This is a genomic window from Thioalkalivibrio sp. ALE17 (assembly GCF_000425605.1).
GTDB lineage: Bacteria > Pseudomonadota > Gammaproteobacteria > Ectothiorhodospirales > Ectothiorhodospiraceae > Thioalkalivibrio.
In genome coordinates this window covers 17,783-34,028 of record NZ_AUDT01000019.1, presented here as the reverse complement: position 1 = coordinate 34,028, position 16,246 = coordinate 17,783, and the positions used below count along the sequence as shown (strand labels likewise).

The window sequence follows — 16,246 nt, the reverse complement described above, 5'->3', positions numbered from 1 at the left end:
CGCAAAAGCGACTCGAGCGCGGACGTGCGATTCAATCAGCGTCTCCTTAAGGCCCCCCTGCGGAGGGAGCCGCGCGCCGCCGCGGAGGCGGGACAATCCTGCATCGGTCTGTCACCATACGGCCGATGGGGGAATCGGCCGACATCCAGCGTGGCAGCACGCATGCCGCTAACAGGGACGCCCGCCGCACCGCGCGACGGCCGCGCCCGGAGGGCTGGGGCGTACTGCTGGGCATCGGCCTGGTGCTGGCCATGGCCTATGTCGCCCTGCCCCATGGCCCGCTGGCCAGCGCCCTCTACGTCATCACGACCGCCGGCGCCGCGGTGGCCGTTGCCCTCGCCACCCTGCGCCCTCAACGCCCATTCGCCGCCTCGTCCTGGGCCCTGATCGCCGCCGCGCTGGCACTGGCCGCCACGGGGCACGGCATCTGGTACTGGCTGGACCTGCAGGGCCTGGAGCCCTTCCCTTCGGCCGCGGATGTCTTCTACCTCGCCGTGTACCCGCTGTTCGCGGTGGCGTTGTGGCGGCTGGGGGCCCAGGCCGCGCGGAACGATGGCGCCTTCGTGGATGCGCTGATCGTGGGTATCTCGGCCGCGGTCCTCGGCTGGGCCCTGCTGATCGCCCCCTACACCTACGACCCCGGACTCGGCTGGCTGCAACTGCTGGTCTCCACGGGCTACCCCGTTGCCGATCTCATCCTGCTGGTGCTGGTGCTGCGCCTGGTGTTCCTGCAGCGTACGGGCATCACTGCCCACAGCTTCCTGCTGCTGGGGATGCTGGCCTATCTGGCCGCCGACCTGCTGTATGCCCATGGCAACTCCGCGGGCTGGTACCTTGCGGGCGGCCTGACCGACGCCCTCTGGCTCGTGGCCTATGCGCTGATCGCGGCGGCCGCATGGCACCCGTCCGCGAGAGTGGAACCGCGAACCCATACCTCGCCTGCCGAGCTCTCCGGGCGGCGCCTGCTGATCCTGGGGGCGGCCTCGGTGCTGGTCCCCATGGTAATCCTGGCCACCGCCGGCGGCGAGACGGAGACCATCCGCGTGGCCGCGATCGCGTCCATCCTGCTGTTCCTGCTGGTGATGTACCGCATGGCGGGCCTGCTCCGCGAAACCCACGTACTGGCGCAGCGACTGGAAAACCTCTCCCGCAGCGACGCGCTGACCGGGGTCGGCAATCGTCGCCACCTGGAGGAACAACTGGACCGCGAAATCGCGCGGGCCGAGCGTAATGCCGGACCGCTGACCCTGGCCTTCCTGGATATCGATCACTTCAAGCGCTACAACGACACCCACGGCCATGCCGCCGGCGACGCCCTGCTCCGCGACATGGTCCGCGCCTGGCGCCCGAGCCTGCGCCCCACGGACCTGCTGGCGCGCTTCGGCGGGGAGGAGTTCGTGATCGTGTTTCCGCATACGGATGCCCGGCAGACGCGCCACATCCTGGAGCGCCTGCGCGCGGCGATGCCCAGCGGCCAGACCTGCTCCGGCGGCATTGCCAGCTTCCGCCCGGGGGATACGGCGGATTCGCTGCTGGGTCGCGCCGACCAGGCCCTGTACGCCGCCAAGAACAGCGGACGCGACCGCATTATCATCGCCAGCACCGACGCCCTGCCCCAGTCGGACACGGCAGCAACCGATCAAGGAACCATCGATTCATGACCGCATCCACCCGCGCCACGCTGCGCGCCGCCATCGGACCCGGCCTGCTGATGGCCGGGGCGGCGGTGGGCGTCTCGCATCTGGTCCAGGCCACCCGTGGCGGCGCCGAATACGGGCTGCTGCTGATCCCGATCGTGCTCATGGCCTGCCTGTTCAAGTACCCCTTTCTGGAATTCGGGCCACGCTACGCGGCCGCCACCGGGCACAACCTGCTGACCGGCTATCACCGGCTCGGCAACTGGGCCCTGGGCCTGTATATCGCGGTGACGCTGGGCACGCTGTTCATCATCCAGGCCGTGGTGACGCTGACCACCGCGGGGCTGTTCGCTCTGGTCTTCGGGCTGGACCTGTCGATGGTCGTACTCTCCGCACTGATCCTGGCCGCCTGCATCGCCTTCCTGATGGTCGAGGCCTACAAGGGGCTCGACCTGGGCATGAAGATCATCATGGCCGCGCTGAGTGTCTCCACCGTGGTCGCGGTCGCCCTGGCGTTCCAGGAGGCCCCGGACTGGCATGCGCTCTCCGGCGCCCGGGAATGGTCGAACCTGTGGACCCTGGCCGGGTTCGCCTTCGTGCTGGCGTTGCTGGGATGGATGCCGATCCCGCTGGATGTGGCCGCCTGGCATTCGGTCTGGACCCAGGAACGCGCGCGCATGACCGGGCATCACCCCAGTGTGCGCGAGGCCGTGTTCGACTTCCGGCTGGGCTTCTTCGGTGCCACCGCGCTGGCACTCGTGTTCATGCTCCTGGGGGCCCTGCTGATGTACGGCAGTGGCGTCGGCTTCGCGCCGGGGGCGGCCGCCTTCTCGGCGCAGCTGGTGGATCTCTACGCCCAGAGCCTGGGCGAGTGGAGTCGCTCCCTGATCGCGATCGCGGCGCTGACCACGATGTTCTCCACCACCCTGGCCGTGACCGACGCCTACCCGCGAGTGATCATGGCCACCCTGCGCGCGCTGCGCGAGAACAGCCACCAGCCCCGGGGCAGCGACCCGGACACGGGCGCCGAGGGACGGCTGGAATGGTGGGGCTATCGCATCGCCCTGCTGATCGTCGCCACCGGGGCGCTGACCCTGATCTGGCTCGCCGGCGAGCAGTTCACACGCTTCGTCGATATCGCGACCACCCTGTCATTCCTCTCGGCCCCGATCCTCGCCTGGATCACTTTCCGAGCGGTGATGTCACCAGATATGCCGGCGGATGCCCGACCCGGGCCCGGCCTGCGTGCCCTGGCCTGGGCCGGCATCATCTTCCTGGCCGGGTTTTCGCTGGCCTGGCTGGTCTGGCGCTTCGTGCTCTGACCGCTCAGGAAGCCGATTCGCTGGCGCGCACGCAGAAGCGGGCGAGGATCGACACATCATGCCGGGCCTGCCCGGCCTCAAGTGCTGCATCCACGGCCTCGCGCACCGGCTTGAGCCCATCGGTCGCCAGCCCAAGGTCCCGGCTCAGATCGGCGATGATACCCAGGTCCTTGTGATACAGCCCGACCTGGAACCCCGGCTCGAAATCCCCGTCCAGCAGGCGCTGGCCATGCACCTCCAGGATGCGCGAGCTGGCAAAGCCGCCCATCAGCGCCTCGCGGACCCGGGCCGGATCCACGCCCGACTGCTCCGCCAGCGCGAAGGCCTCGCCCATCGCGACCAGCGTCTCGCCCACCACCAGCTGGTTGCAGGCCTTGGCGATCTGCCCCGCGCCGCTGTCACCCACGTGGGTCAGGGTGGACCCCACGACCTCGAAGATCGGGCGCAGCGACTCGACCACCGCGGCGGGGCCGCCTACCATCAGGCTCAGAGAACCGGCCCGGGCACCGGGTTCGCCCCCCGAGACCGGGGCATCCACGAAGGTCACCTCGCGCTCGGCAGCCGCGCGGGCAATGGCACGGGTACGCATCGGGTCGATGGTGCTGTGGTCGATCACGATCAGGCCGGGACGGGCGTGCTCCAGGATGCCGTCCGGGCCCAGCATCAGCGCCTCGACATCCGGCGTATCAGACACATTCAGCACCAGCACCCGCACGCCGCGAACCAGCTCCGGGAGGCTCGCGCACGACTGCGCCCCCTCCTGCGCGAGTGCCTCCGCCGTCTCCGGCCGGCGTGCCCAGACACGAACTTCGGCCCCGGCGGCCAGGAGGTTGCGGTTCATGGGCGCGCCCATGATGCCGAGGCCAATGGCCCCGATCGGCTGCAGTTCGGGCGGGATGGGGGATGCGGACATAGGGCACTCCGAAAACGGTACCCACGCACTGTAACAACCCCGCTGGAAAAGCGGCACATGGAGGGTGACCCGAATCATGCAACGCGAACACCTGCACGGCTCGCTGCTCGCCTTCACCGGTGTGATGGCGCTCAGCTTCGACGGGCTGCTGGTGCGCCTGGCCGACACTCAGGGCATGAACATCGTCTTCTGGCGCGGGCTGCTGATGGCGCTTGCCCTGACCCTGTTGCTGCGTGTCCTCGACGGGCGCTGGGCCTGGACCCACCTGCGCCTGGGCGGCGCGGATGCCGGCTGGGTCTCGGCAGGCTTTGCCGCCACCACCATCCTCTTCGTGCTGGCCATCCTGCACACCACGGTCGCCAACGTGGTCGTGATCCTGGCCGCCTCGCCGCTCTTCGCCGCCGTGTTTTCCGGGGTACTGCTGCGCGAGTGGGTGCCCCCGCGGACGTGGGTCGCGATGCTGGTCTGCCTCGGCGGGATCATCGGCGTGTTTGCCGGGTCGCTGGAGGCCGGGGGCTGGCTGGGGGACGGGCTTGCGCTGATGGCCGCGCTCGTGGTCGGCATCAACCTGACGTTGCTGCGGCGTTCGCCGCGGGTGGATCGCCTAGGGAAACACTGATCAATGTGCACGCTCGCGCTCGAGTCGCTTTTGCGTGCGAACAAGGCGCGGTGACTGCCGTGCAGTCATTCTGCACAAGGGAGCCGCAACGCTGTGCGCGCACAAAAGCGGCCGAGCCCCTGCATTGAATGATTTGTGGGGTTGGCACCCCAGGTTCCCCGATCCTGCGTTGCGCCACTTGCGGGTAGAACCACTACCCGCTGCGCACCGCGCCTTGTCTCGGAAAACCTGGGGTGCCAACGCGAGCGTGAACATTGATCAGTGTTTCCCTAGCCGTGATCGCGGCGGGAGGGTTGCTGGCGGCCGTCATCGCGTGGCCGCTGGCGGCACCCCTCGCGATCGGCCTCGACAGCTTCGCGGTGCTCGCCGTGATGGGCCTGGTGCAGCTCCCGCTGGCACTCGCGCTGATCGCCCTGTCGACCCGTTTCCTGCCGGCCGGCGAGGTCGCGCTGTTCCTGGTCCTGGAGGCGGTGTTCGGCACCCTCTGGGTCTGGCTGTTCCTGGCCGAGGCCCCGAACAGCTTCACGCTGCTGGCCGGCGGCCTGGTACTCCTGACCCTGGCCCTGCACGCCGCCTGGGGTATGCGAAGAACCACTCTCTAATGTTCTAATTTTCTACATATGATCAGGCAGTTATCTAAATTCGGATCGGAATAATCCCGGATAGTTCCCGTCCTACCTGTAACCGGAAACGAAAGGCACGGACCTTCGCCACCGGATCCGGTCAGCTGCTTGCAGCGCGACATACGCCCCGGGCGTATCGACAACGAACACACGGGAACACAAGCAGGAGCCTGAACATGAAAAAGAGCATTATTCTTCCGCTGGCAATGGCCGCCGCCTTTGCCCTCCCGGGCGCGGCATCCGCGAGTGATTTCGACTATGGCACCCACAAGGTCGTTTATCACGTGAACTACGACAACGAGAACCGCCAGAGCGGCATGCTGCGCAACATCCAGAACCATATCAACGCGGTCGGTGCAGACAACATGGACGTCAAAGTCGTCATGCACGGCAATGGTCTGTCGCTGCTGGCCCACGCGCTGGAGAACGAGAACCTGAAGGGGTCGATCGACAACCTGAAGATGCAGAACGTCGACTTCCAGGTCTGTGCCAACACGGTTCGTGGCCGCGGCTATGACATCGAGAACGACCTCTACGATGCCACCGAGGCCGACATCATCCCGAGCGGCGTGGCACACATCTCTTACCTGCAGCAGCAGGGCTACACCTACAGCAAGCCGTAAACCACCCCTTCCTCCTTTGGTGGTCTTTTTGGGCCCGGGTTTTCCCGGGCCTTTTTCTTTTTGTTGTTCCGCCCGAACGGGAATAGGCGCATGCCCCGTGCGTCTTATAAACAGCCGCCGACCGCCTTCCCAGTGAAGCCCCCGGTCGCGGCGCGCCAACCCCGGCGCAAGGCCCCGTGGCGTACCCAAGACCCGCCCGGGTTCGTGATTGTTTCAGGAGGAACCTGTGCAATGAACGCAATGAAACTGATCCTTCCCGCCCTGCTCGCGATGGTGCTGAGCCTCCCCGGCCTGGCCGCCGCGGGCGACTTCGACTATGGCTATCACAAGGTCGTCTACCACGTGAACTACGATGACGAACGGCGCTACATGGCGGCGATGGGCAACATCCAGAACCACATCAACGCGGTCGGCGCCGAGAACATGGACATCAAGGTCGTCATGCATGGCGATGGCCTCGGCCTGCTCCAGACCGCGATGACCAACGAGAACCTGCGCGGGCGCATCGAGAACCTGAAGATGCAGGACGTGGAGTTCCAGGTCTGCGCGAACACCCTGCGCGGGCGCAACATCGCACTGGACGAGCTGTTCGATGCCTCCGAGGACGACGTGATCCCCAGCGGCGTGGCCCATATTTCCTGGTTGCAGCACCAGGGTTATACCTACAGCCGTCCGTAACGCCGACAGCGGTATCAGAACGACCGGCCCGGATCGAACGATCCGGGCCTTTTTCATGGCGCGGCCCCGGGCCATTGGGAGCAGGCCCCCGAACCGGTATGGTATGTGCACCCCTTCGCCGCGAGTCCCGCCGTGTCCGCGATCCGTATCGACCAGCTCCGCAAGACCTACGACGGCGTCCACGTGGTCGACGGCGTGGACCTCGAGATCGCTCCGGGCGAATTCTTCGGGCTGCTGGGTCCCAACGGGGCCGGCAAGACCACCACCCTGCGCATGCTGCTCGGCATGACCCCGATCGACGGTGGCCGGGTCGAGGTCCTGGGCCTGCCAATGCCCGAGGGCGAACGCGCCGTGCGCGAACGGCTGGGCATCGTCCCGCAGTTCGACACTCTCGACCCCGACTTCACGGTGATCGAGAACATGCGCACCTATGCGGCCTACTTCGGGCTGTCCGGGCCGAGCGTCGAGGCACGCATCGACCACCTGCTGGAACAGGTCAACCTGAACGACAAGCGCGGCGCCCGCATCGATGCCCTGTCCGGCGGCATGAAGCGACGCCTGACCCTCGCGCGCGCCCTGATCAACGAGCCCGAGGTCGTGGTCCTGGACGAGCCCACCACCGGGCTGGACCCACAGGCCCGCCATCACCTGTGGCGCCAGCTACGGGCGCTGCGCGCCTCCGGGGTCACTCTGGTGCTGACCACGCATTACATGGAGGAAGCCCAGGAGCTGTGCGATCGCATCGCGATCATCGACCACGGCCGCATCATCGCCTGTGACGCCCCCAGCCGTCTGATCGCCGAGCACATCGAACCCTGGGTGCTGACCGTCGGCGGGGCCGGGGCCGGCGATGTGCTGCAGCGCGAACTGGGGGCGAAGGACCGCGCCCACCAGGTGGCCGATACCTGGCTGGTCTACACGACCGAGCCGGACCGCCTGCGCGAACGCCTGCGCGCGCTCGGCCACGAGCCCACCCTGCGCGAGGCCGACCTGGAAGACGTCTTCCTGAAACTCACCGGACACGAACTGCGCGACTGATGGCCCATCCCGCGATGCCCCTGCTGCCCCGCCCCAGCCTGCGCTTTGTCGCGGTCTGGCGACGCAATGCGCTCGTCTGGCGCAAGCTGATCGTGCCGTCGATGCTCGGCAACTTCGGCGAGCCGATCCTGTACCTGCTGGCGTTTGGCTACGGCTTCGGCAGCCTGGTCGGCGATCTCGACGGCATGCGCTACATGGTGTTCATCGCCTCGGGCATCATCTGTTCCTCCGCGATGTTCACCGCCAGCTTCGAGGGCATGTATTCCGCCTACACCCGCATGGCGGAGCAGAACACCTGGCTGGGCATGCTCGCCACGCCGCTCACGCTCGACGACATCGTCTTCGCCGAGGCCGTCTGGGCGGCGACCAAGGGCCTGATCAGCGCCATCACCATCCTGGTCGTCGCCAGCCTGCTGGGGCTGGTCAGCGATGCCCGCGCACTGCTCGCGCTGCCGGTGATCTTCCTGGCCGCATTCACCTTCGGCGCGCTGGCCCTGGTGATCACCGCGCTGGCGCGCAGCTACGACTTCTTTCTCTACTACTTCACCCTGGCCGTCACCCCCATGCTCCTGCTCTCCGGGGTGTTCTTCCCGCTGACCGAGCTGCCCGGCTGGGTGCAGGGCCTGGCGCTGGCCCTGCCACTGGCGCATGTGCTGGAGATCGTGCGCCCGCTGATGACCGGCGCCTGGCCGGACGCGTGGCTCCCGCATCTGGCCGTGATCACCGCCTACGGCGTCGGCGCCATCATCCTCTCGACCTTCCTGATCCGTCGCCGCCTGCTGCGCTGAGGGCCGAACTCGCCGCCGGGTGTGCCAGAATAAGCGGCCTTCCCGCCCTGCCTGTCCGAGCCCGCAATGACCGACACCCCTGCCGACGACACGATCCTGCCCTACGACCCGGCGGCCACCACCCGCGTGTATCTGGCGACCGCCGCCGGCGGGCTGGCCCCGCTGGTCGCACGGGAGCTGGAGGGCTTCGGCGCGACGAATCTGCGCGAGGACCGCGCCGGCATCCACTTCCGGGCGGACCTTGCCACGCTGTACCGCTGCCTGCTCGGCAGCCGGGTGGCCAGCCGCATCCTGCTGCCCCTGGCCCGCTTCGACGAACCCGACGGCGATGCCTGCCACGCCGCCAGCCGAGCCCTGGACTGGCCCGCCCTGTTCGGTCTCGGCGCCACCTTCGCGGTGGACGTGACGGGCAAGAGTTCGCACATCCGGCATACCCATTTTGCCGGGGTGCGGGTGAAGGACGGCATCGCCGACGCCTTCCGCGCCGCCACCGGCGAACGCCCCGACGTGGACGCGGCCGACCCGGACGTACGCGTACTGCTGCAACTGCAGGGCCGGCAGGCGCAGCTGAGCCTGGACATCGGTAACGGGGGCCTGCACCGGCGCGGCTATCGCGGCGCAGGCGGCCAGGCCCCGCTGCGCGAGAACCTGGCCGCCGCGCTGCTGATGCGTGCGGGCTGGCCGGAGCACCTGGAGGCCCATCCGGACGCGCCGTTCCTCGACCCGTTCTGCGGCAGCGGGACGCTGGTGATCGAGGCGGCGCTGATGGCAACCCGTACCGCACCGGGGCTGCTGCGCGCGGGATTCCGGGCCCGGGGCTGGTCCGGCCATGATGCGGAGCTCTGGGACCGCTGCCTGGCCGAGGCCCGCGACGCCGTGCGCCCCTGGGACGGCCCGCCCCTGCTGGGCAGCGACCGCGACCGGGGCGCGGTGGCCGCCGCCCGCAAGGCGGCCCGGGCCGCGGGGGTGGGCGACTGCACGCGCTTCGATCAGGCCGATGCCCTGACCCTGCAGCCCCCGGCCGATCACGGCATGCTGGTCAGCAACCCGCCCTACGGCGAACGCATCGGCAACACACCGGAGCTGATCAAGCTCTACAGCCTGCTGGGCGAGCGCCTGCGCAGCGCGTTTGGCGGCTGGCATATCGCCCTGCTGGTCGCGGACACCACCGACTCGCAGCGCCTGGGCCTGCGCGCCAGCCACAAGCACCGCTTCTACAACGGCACCCTCGCCTGCCACCTTCTCCAGTTCGAGATCCATCGGCGCGAGGAACCGCCCGCTATCCCGGCGCCGGACTTCGCCAACCGGCTGCAGAAGAACCTGCGTCACCTGACCCGCTGGGCGCGGCGCCAGGGCATCACCTGCTACCGCATCTACGATTCCGACCTGGCCGAATATCCCCTGCAGATTGACCGCTACGAGGCGGAAGACGGGACGCTGCATCTGCATGTGCAGGAGTTCGCCGCCCCCGCCAGCGTCGAGCCCGCCCGAGCCGAGGCCCGCCTGCGTGGCGCACTGGCCGCCACCCTGGAGGTCACCGGCGTCGAACCCGCGCACCTGCACTACAAGCAACGCCGGGCCCAGAAGGGACGCTCGCAGTACCAGCGCGCCGAGGCCGCCGAGGCCGCGCCCTTCACGGTGGTCGAACACGGCTGCCGCCTGCGGGTGGACCTGGATGCCTACCTGGATTCCGGACTGTTCCTGGACCACCGCCCGATGCGCCTGCGACTGCAGCAGGAATGCCGCGACCTGCGCCTGCTGAACCTGTTCTGCTACACCGCCGCGGTCAGCGTGCATGCCGCGGTGGGGGGCGCACGCCAGACCGTGTCCGTGGACCTGTCCAATACCTACCTGGAATGGGCCGAGGCGAACTTCCGCGCCAATGGCCTGGAGGCCGAGATCCGCGATGGCCGCAGCCGTCGCCTTCCGGGCACCCACACGCTACTGCGCGAGGACGTGGTGCGCTGGCTGGAGGGCGCCACCGACATGCCCGGCATGGTCTTCGAGCGGATCTTTCTGGACCCGCCCACCTTCTCCAACTCCAAGCGCACCGAGGATGACTTCGAGGTCCAGCGTGATCATGTGCCGCTGATCCTTGCGGCGGCGCGCCTGCTCACCCCGGATGGCGTGCTGTACTTCTCTACCAACCGTCGCCGCTTCGAGCTGGACCACGCGGCGCTGACCGGGCTCGTTGCCCGCGACATCACCCGCGAGACCCTGGACGAGGATTTCCGCCGTCCGCCGCCTCCCCATCGCTGCTGGGCAATCACACCCGCCAACGCCGGATAGCCGGATCCCCGAGGCGCTTCCGCCGACCCGCGCGACGCCCTGCCAACATGCAGTGAGGCCACAAAAAAACGCCCCGGACCAGCCGGGGCGTTTCGTCATCACCGTGTCAGGATCAACTCGGTGGGTAGTAGGTTTCCAGGTAGTCCAGGATCTCTTCCTCCACTTCGGGAGAAAACTCCCAGAGCCCCTGGGTGTCCTGCATCCAGCGGATCTGTTCCAGCCAGATCTTGCGGGTGTACCCGCGGCTCGTGAACAACCGGGCCGAGTGGCAGACCGTGCAATTATTCTTGACGGTATCGAACCCCGGGGCCTTGAGCAGGCCGGTTTCCGGATCGGTCTCGTACTCCTCGGCGGCCTCGACGTGGTCGCCCGCGATCGCGGGCGCCACCCAGAGGAGGCCGAGGATGGCCGGCAACAACAGGACCATCTTCGACTTCATTAGTGCTCCTTACGCTTTGACTCGGACATCGATGTGGTGGGCCTTGTTGTTGCCGTAACCGCGCGGGTTCCAGCCCGGCAGCACCATCGGCTGACGGTCACCCTTGCTGTTGGTGGCCACGGCCCACACCTGATAGAAGCCCTGCTCGGGGAACTCGATGTCCGCCTCCCAGGTTTGCCAGGCAAACTTGTTGACCGGCCGCTTCAGGTCGGCCTTCTGCCAGGTCACCCCGTAGTCGGTCGACACGTGGAGCTCCTCGACATCGCCGTAGCCATCCCACGCCTTGCCCTCGACCTTCAGCGTGCTACCAGCGGAGGTCTCGACGCCGGTCTGCGGATACGTGATCAGCGACTTCACCGGCATTTCCTCGAGGACGACCATGTCCTCGTTCGGCACGTCAGCACCCGGCTCCACCGGATGACGCGGCACGCGGTAGCTGTGGCCGGTCATGCCCTGACCATCATGCTCGCGGTCGCGCACCAGGATCTCGGTCAGCCACTTGCCGCTGGCGGAACCCGGGAAGCCAGGCGTAATCAGGCGCAGCGGGTAGCCGTGCTGTTCCGGGATGTCCTCGCCATTCATCGCCCAGACGATCAGGGTCTCGTCCTCCAGGGCCTTGCGCATCGGGCAGCCACGGGACAGGGCGTCCAGGTCGTCGCGACCGCTGAGGTGGGCATCGCCCGCCTTGTAACCGATGTACACGGCCTTGTCCGCGTCGTAGCCGACGTCTTCCAGCACGTCGCGCAGGCGCACACCGGTCCAGGTCGGGCAGCCGACCGCACCCAGATCCCACTGGTTGCCACGCGGGGACGGCTCGAATGCGGCACGGCCGTTGCCGCCACACTCGATCCAGATCTGCAGGGTATGGTGCTCGAACTTCTCCTTGAGATCGGCGATCGTGTAGGACTTCTCCTGATTTGCCGCCTCACCGTGCACGGTGAGGGTCCAGGCCGCGGCATCGATGCCGGCCTTTTCCGGCGGGACACCGTTGTTGCGGATGAACATGTTGGGGAACGGGGTGACCTCGTCGTGCAGGAGGTGCGGCGGCAGCTCGCCGTTGATCGGGCGATCATTCAGCCAGATGAACCCGTCCACCTTGCCGTCCACGTGGAAGCCCTCGATGCCGGCGGCGACGGCGCTCGACAGGGTGCTGCGGTTGAACATGGTCTGCATGGCGGTTTCCGCCCCCATGCCGAACACGGCCAGGGCGGCGCCGCCCTTGCCCAGTTTGCCCAGGAAGCTACGGCGGGCCGCGCCCGTCTCGGTCAGCTCCCCGGCTTCGTTGATCTCTTCGTCGGACTTGTTTTGCAGTTCGGTGTGGTCATTCTTGTGGTCTGTCATTTGCCAGCCTCCGGCTTGTACTCGGATCGAAATCGCATGTGCTGACCCTCTCTCCCTGGGACAGCCGAGTGCAGTTTTAGTACATCCTCTAAAAACCTGCAACAAAAGATCGGGATTTTTTACCGATTCCAGAATACCGCTTCTAACACCTGTATTCGGGGCCGGGAATACGATGTAGAATGCCGACCACAACGCCACTGCAAGTCACTGACAATAAAGTCCGATCACAAAGTTTTAATATTAGCGAGATCTACATAATGAACAACACAATTCATCAGTTCGCATATACACCTATTGTTATGTTTTCGGCCGCGCTGGTTGCGGCCCTGATGGTCACGGCAACCGCCAGTGCGGAATCCGAGCCCTCCATCGAGATCCACGAGGTGGAACGCGGGGAGGGTCCGGAGATTGTTCGCCACGACACGGCGACCCTGCATTACACCGGGACCCTGGAAGACGACGGCCGCGTGTTCGACTCCAGTCGCGAGTCCGGTACCCCGTTCGCGCTGACCCTAGGCCGGGGTCAGGTCATCCCGGGCTTCGAACAGGGGGTGATGGGCATGCGCGAGGGCGGCAAGCGCGAGATCGTGATCCCGCCGGAGCTGGGCTACGGCGAACGCGGCGCGGGCAACATCATCCCGTCCAACGCCACGCTGCGCTTCGAGGTCGAGGTGCTGGAGGTCGAGCGGGCGCCCTTCAGTGGCCTGGACAACGAGGGACTGGCGGAGAAGATCGAGGAAGGCGCGACAATCGTCGACATCCGCCGGCCGGACGAGTGGGCGGAGACCGGCGTGATCGAGGGCAGCCATCGCATTACCGCTTTCGACGAGAACGGCGACCTGCATCCGGAGTTCGGGCAACGCTTCACCGACCTGGTGGACCCGGACGAAGAGGTCGTGCTGATCTGCCGCGTGGGCAACCGGACCAGCGCCCTCGCCCGCGCGCTGGCGGACGGTCTCGGCTACGACAACCTCTACAACGTGACCGACGGCATCATGGAGTGGTTGGCCGAGGACCGTCTGGTGCAGCACGACTGCCCCGAGGCGGCCGAAACGGCCCAGTGCTAACTATGGGCTGAGCCGGACCGGGAGTCCGGTTCCGGCTCGGCGTCTGCGACGTCGAAATCCAGCCGCTGGTTCGTGCCCGGGCCAGCGTCTTCTTCCGCTTCCGGCGGGGCCAGGCTCAGCCCCGCGTCCGACGCCACGTCGGCCAGATCGCGGATCTGGTCCAGCGGCGGCAGCTCCTCCAGGCGCTTGAGCCCCAGGTCGTCCAGAAAGCCGCGCGTGGTCGCATACAGCGCCGGGCGTCCGGGGACCTCCTTGTGACCCACCACGCGCACCCATTCGCGCTCCTGCAGCGTGCGCATAATGCCCGAGCTGACCGCCACCCCGCGCACGGCCTCGATCTCCGCGCGCGTGACCGGCTGGCGGTAGGCGATAATCGCCAGCGTCTCCAGCAGCGCCCGCGACAGGCGCGCCGGGCGTTCGGGCTGGGCCGCCTGTACGGTGGCAGAGAAACGCGAGCGCACACGGAAGCGATAGCCCCCGGCGGACCGAACCAGTTCAATGGCGCGGTCCCGGTAGCGCTCCTCAAGACGGCCCAGCGCCTGTTCGAGTAACGCCTGATCGATCTCGCCGAGGTCCTCGCAGGCCGCCTTCAGGTCGCGGGGGGCGACGGGCTCGGCGGCCGCGAACAGCACCGCCTCCACCGCCAGCTCGACGGCCCGCAGCTGATCGTCATCTGCGGCCGCCACGGGTGCGTGGATCGTTGAATCCATCGTGTCGCTCACGCCGGCACTCCCCCCTCATCGTCTACGGCCGCCCCGCGCCGACGCAGCCGGATGGGGCTGTAGGGCTCGCTCTGGCCCCATTCGACCAGGCCCGCCTTGGTCAGCTCCAGCACCGCCAGAAACGATACCACCACGCCCTGGCGCCCCTCGGCAGCCAGCAGCAGGGCCACGAAATCGGTGAAGCGCTCGGGGTGCAAGCTGTCGAGGATGCTGGACATACGCTCGCGCACCGACAACTGCTCGGTGGAGACATGGTGGTGCGCCATCAGACTGGCGCGGTGCATCACCGCGGCCAGGGCCTCCATCAGCTCGTCCATGCTCGGGGCCGGGGGCGGCGGGCCCTCCAGTGCCTCGACGCTGGCGCCCGCGGCGAACACGTCACGGTCCATGCGCGGCAGGGCATCCAGGCGCTCGGCCGCGGTCTTGAACTGTTCGTACTCCTGCAACTGACGGATCAGGGCCATGCGCGGGTCGGCATCCTCGTCCGCCTCGGCCTCCTTCGGCCGCGGCAGCAGCATGCGCGACTTGATCTCGGCCAGCAGCGCGGCCATCACCAGGTATTCGCCGGCCAGCTCCAGGCGTAGCGCCCGCATCACCTCGATGTAGGCCATGTACTGGCGGGTGATCTCGGCGATGGGGATCGCCAGGATGTCGAGGTTCTGCCGCCGGATCAGGTAAAGCAGCAGATCCAGCGGCCCCTCGAAGGAGTCAAGAAAGACCTCCAGGGCATCGGGCGGGATGTAGAGATCGGCCGGCAGCTCGGCCACCGGCTCGCCATGCACGCGATAAAGCACCTCGCCGTCCGCGCCGGTCTCGACCGTCGCGGGGCGCTCGAGGCCGTCGTTCGCGTCAGCGTGCGGATCCATGCCCCGGGCTCATCGCAGGTAGTCCAGCCCCATGGCCCGGCGCACCTCTTCCAGGGTCTCGCGCGCCTCCTCGCGGGCCGCCTCGGAGCCCTCGACGATGATGGACCGGACCAGCGCCGGGTCCTCGGCGTATTCCTTCGCGCGCTGCTGGATCGGCTCCAGCTCCGCCTGCACCGCCTCGATCAGGGGCCGTTTGCAGTCCAGACAGCCGATGCCGGCCGTGGTGCATCCGGCGTAGAGTTCCTCGCGCTGGCTTTCGCTGGTGTAGACCTTGTGCAGGTCCCACACCGGGCACTTGGCCGGATCGCCGGGGTCCGTGCGCCGTACCCGCGCGGGGTCGGTGGGCATGGTGCGGATCAGGCTCTCCACCTCGGCCGGCTCGGTGCGCAGGCTGATGGTATTGCCGTAGCTCTTGGACATCTTGCGCCCGTCCAGCCCCGGCATCTTCGAGGCCGGAGTCAGGCGCGCCTGCGGCTCCGGCAGGATGATCTTGCCGCCCCCCTCGAGGTAGCCGAACAGGCGCTCGCGGTCGCCCAGCGAGATGTTCTGCTGCGACTCGAGCATCGCCCGCGCCACCTCCAGGGCCTCGTCCTCGCCCTGCTCCTGGTAGCGCTTGCGCAGGTCGCGGTAACGCTTGGCGGCCTTCTTGCCCATCTTGTCGGCAGCGGCCTCCGCCTTCTCGGCGAAGCCCGGCTCGCGGCCGTAGAGGTGGTTGAAGCGGCGCGCGATCTCGCGCGTGACTTCCAGGTGCGACACCTGGTCCTCGCCCACCGGGACCATGCCGGCGCGGTAGGCCAGCACGTCCGCGCTTTGCAGCACCGGGTAGCCGAGGAAGCCGTAGGTCGCCAGATCCTTCTCGCGCAGCTGCTCCTGCTGGTCTTTCCAGGTCGGCACCCGTTCCAGCCAGCCCAGCGGCGTGATCATCGACAGCAGCAGATGCAGCTCGGCGTGCTCCGGCACGCGCGACTGCACGAACAGTGTCGCGGACCCGGGGCTGACCCCTGCCGCCAGCCAGTCGATGACCATCTCGGTCACATGCTGCTGCAGGTCACCGGGGTCCTCGTAGTGGGTGGTCAGCGCATGCCAGTCGGCGACGAAGAAGAAGCACTCGTAGTTGTGCTGCAACTCGATCCAGTTCTTCAGCACACCGTGATAATGGCCCAGATGCAGGCGCCCGGTGGGGCGCATGCCGGAGAGCACACGCTGGTTGCTACCCTGATTGCTGCTCACGGAATCAATCCCTTCCTGTCAGGAAACGGGCGCATCCACGCCCGGTCAGTC

14 protein-coding genes and 2 pseudogenes are annotated in these 16,246 nt (G+C 67.6%); 10 read left to right on the top strand and 6 right to left on the bottom strand.

The window, feature by feature from the left end; genetic code table 11:
- The first annotated feature begins 125 nt into the window (after positions 1–125).
- Positions 126–1,661: a GGDEF domain-containing protein gene (locus H609_RS0110325; protein ID WP_028484914.1), complete on the top strand. Its 1,536-nt coding sequence runs from the start codon at positions 126–128 to the stop codon at positions 1,659–1,661.
- Complete coding sequence (locus H609_RS0110320) at positions 1,658–2,959, top strand: NRAMP family divalent metal transporter (protein ID WP_028484913.1); 1,302 nt, start codon at positions 1,658–1,660, stop codon at positions 2,957–2,959. The genes H609_RS0110325 and H609_RS0110320 overlap by 4 nt, the downstream gene beginning before the upstream one ends.
- Before the next feature lie 4 nt (positions 2,960–2,963).
- On the opposite strand, the gene H609_RS0110315 is transcribed toward H609_RS0110320, so the two are convergent.
- Complete coding sequence (locus H609_RS0110315; protein WP_028484912.1) at positions 2,964–3,872, bottom strand: NAD(P)-dependent oxidoreductase; 909 nt, start codon at positions 3,870–3,872, stop codon at positions 2,964–2,966.
- A 76-nt stretch (positions 3,873–3,948) separates the two neighbouring features.
- Between H609_RS0110315 and H609_RS13425 the strand changes: the two are divergent.
- The 7 genes and pseudogenes from H609_RS13425 to rlmKL all read left to right on the top strand — a co-directional run.
- Positions 3,949–4,479: pseudogene (locus tag H609_RS13425) on the top strand (EamA family transporter); the annotation flags it as partial.
- A gap of 281 nt (positions 4,480–4,760) precedes the next feature.
- Positions 4,761–5,093, top strand: a pseudogene (locus H609_RS13420) (EamA/RhaT family transporter); the annotation flags it as partial.
- Between the two features lie 197 nt (positions 5,094–5,290).
- Positions 5,291–5,737 carry a DsrE family protein gene (locus tag H609_RS0110305; protein ID WP_018876192.1) on the top strand — a complete coding sequence of 149 codons (447 nt, stop codon included), beginning with the start codon at positions 5,291–5,293 and terminating at the stop codon, positions 5,735–5,737.
- Positions 5,738–5,968: 231 nt separating this feature from the next.
- Positions 5,969–6,415: a DsrE family protein gene (locus H609_RS0110300; protein WP_019583198.1), complete on the top strand. Its 447-nt coding sequence runs from the start codon at positions 5,969–5,971 to the stop codon at positions 6,413–6,415.
- 132 nt (positions 6,416–6,547) lie between these two features.
- On the top strand, positions 6,548–7,453 hold the full coding sequence (locus H609_RS0110295) for an ABC transporter ATP-binding protein (RefSeq protein WP_018876191.1): 906 nt from the start codon (positions 6,548–6,550) through the stop codon (positions 7,451–7,453).
- Positions 7,453–8,241, top strand: coding sequence for an ABC transporter permease (locus H609_RS0110290; RefSeq protein ID WP_019558307.1), 789 nt, complete (start codon positions 7,453–7,455; stop codon positions 8,239–8,241). The genes H609_RS0110295 and H609_RS0110290 overlap by 1 nt, the downstream gene beginning before the upstream one ends.
- 66 nt (positions 8,242–8,307) lie before the next feature.
- Positions 8,308–10,530: a bifunctional 23S rRNA (guanine(2069)-N(7))-methyltransferase RlmK/23S rRNA (guanine(2445)-N(2))-methyltransferase RlmL gene (rlmKL, locus tag H609_RS0110285; protein WP_028484911.1), complete on the top strand. Its 2,223-nt coding sequence runs from the start codon at positions 8,308–8,310 to the stop codon at positions 10,528–10,530.
- Between the two features lie 112 nt (positions 10,531–10,642).
- On the opposite strand, the gene H609_RS0110280 is transcribed toward rlmKL, so the two are convergent.
- Complete coding sequence (locus H609_RS0110280) at positions 10,643–10,969, bottom strand: hypothetical protein (protein WP_018866503.1); 327 nt, start codon at positions 10,967–10,969, stop codon at positions 10,643–10,645.
- A gap of 9 nt (positions 10,970–10,978) precedes the next feature.
- On the bottom strand, positions 10,979–12,310 hold the full coding sequence (locus H609_RS0110275; RefSeq protein WP_018876188.1) for a sulfite oxidase: 1,332 nt from the start codon (positions 12,308–12,310) through the stop codon (positions 10,979–10,981).
- A 299-nt stretch (positions 12,311–12,609) separates the two neighbouring features.
- On the opposite strand from H609_RS0110275, the gene H609_RS0110270 reads away from it, so the two are divergent.
- Entirely contained in the window at positions 12,610–13,377 is a 768-nt protein-coding gene (locus H609_RS0110270) for an FKBP-type peptidyl-prolyl cis-trans isomerase (RefSeq protein ID WP_028484910.1), read from the top strand.
- Here H609_RS0110270 and scpB read toward each other — a convergent pair.
- The 3 genes from scpB to H609_RS0110255 are packed head-to-tail and all read right to left on the bottom strand — an operon-like array spanning position 13,374 to position 16,195.
- Positions 13,374–14,087 carry an SMC-Scp complex subunit ScpB gene (scpB, locus tag H609_RS0110265; RefSeq protein ID WP_018879492.1) on the bottom strand — a complete coding sequence of 238 codons (714 nt, stop codon included), beginning with the start codon at positions 14,085–14,087 and terminating at the stop codon, positions 13,374–13,376. The genes H609_RS0110270 and scpB overlap by 4 nt on opposite strands.
- Positions 14,088–14,095: 8 nt before the next feature.
- The gene (locus H609_RS0110260) at positions 14,096–14,965 is read right to left on the bottom strand and encodes a ScpA family protein (RefSeq protein WP_019583191.1); all 870 of its coding nucleotides are present in this window, start codon (positions 14,963–14,965) and stop codon (positions 14,096–14,098) included.
- A 9-nt stretch (positions 14,966–14,974) separates the two neighbouring features.
- Positions 14,975–16,195: a tryptophan--tRNA ligase gene (locus H609_RS0110255; protein ID WP_018879490.1), complete on the bottom strand. Its 1,221-nt coding sequence runs from the start codon at positions 16,193–16,195 to the stop codon at positions 14,975–14,977.
- Positions 16,196–16,246 lie beyond the last annotated feature (51 nt).

Coding starts and splice junctions, on each gene's coding strand:
- H609_RS0110325 (WP_028484914.1), top strand. CDS start 126: ATGGGGGAATCGGCCGACATCCAGCGTGGCAGCACGCATGCCGCTAAC.
- H609_RS0110320 (WP_028484913.1), top strand. CDS start 1,658: ATGACCGCATCCACCCGCGCCACGCTGCGCGCCGCCATCGGACCCGGC.
- H609_RS0110315 (WP_028484912.1), bottom strand. CDS start 3,872: ATGTCCGCATCCCCCATCCCGCCCGAACTGCAGCCGATCGGGGCCATT.
- H609_RS0110305 (WP_018876192.1), top strand. CDS start 5,291: ATGAAAAAGAGCATTATTCTTCCGCTGGCAATGGCCGCCGCCTTTGCC.
- H609_RS0110300 (WP_019583198.1), top strand. CDS start 5,969: ATGAACGCAATGAAACTGATCCTTCCCGCCCTGCTCGCGATGGTGCTG.
- H609_RS0110290 (WP_019558307.1), top strand. CDS start 7,453: ATGGCCCATCCCGCGATGCCCCTGCTGCCCCGCCCCAGCCTGCGCTTT.
- rlmKL (WP_028484911.1), top strand. CDS start 8,308: ATGACCGACACCCCTGCCGACGACACGATCCTGCCCTACGACCCGGCG.
- H609_RS0110280 (WP_018866503.1), bottom strand. CDS start 10,969: ATGAAGTCGAAGATGGTCCTGTTGTTGCCGGCCATCCTCGGCCTCCTC.
- H609_RS0110275 (WP_018876188.1), bottom strand. CDS start 12,310: ATGACAGACCACAAGAATGACCACACCGAACTGCAAAACAAGTCCGAC.
- H609_RS0110270 (WP_028484910.1), top strand. CDS start 12,610: ATGTTTTCGGCCGCGCTGGTTGCGGCCCTGATGGTCACGGCAACCGCC.
- scpB (WP_018879492.1), bottom strand. CDS start 14,087: ATGGATTCAACGATCCACGCACCCGTGGCGGCCGCAGATGACGATCAG.
- H609_RS0110260 (WP_019583191.1), bottom strand. CDS start 14,965: ATGGATCCGCACGCTGACGCGAACGACGGCCTCGAGCGCCCCGCGACG.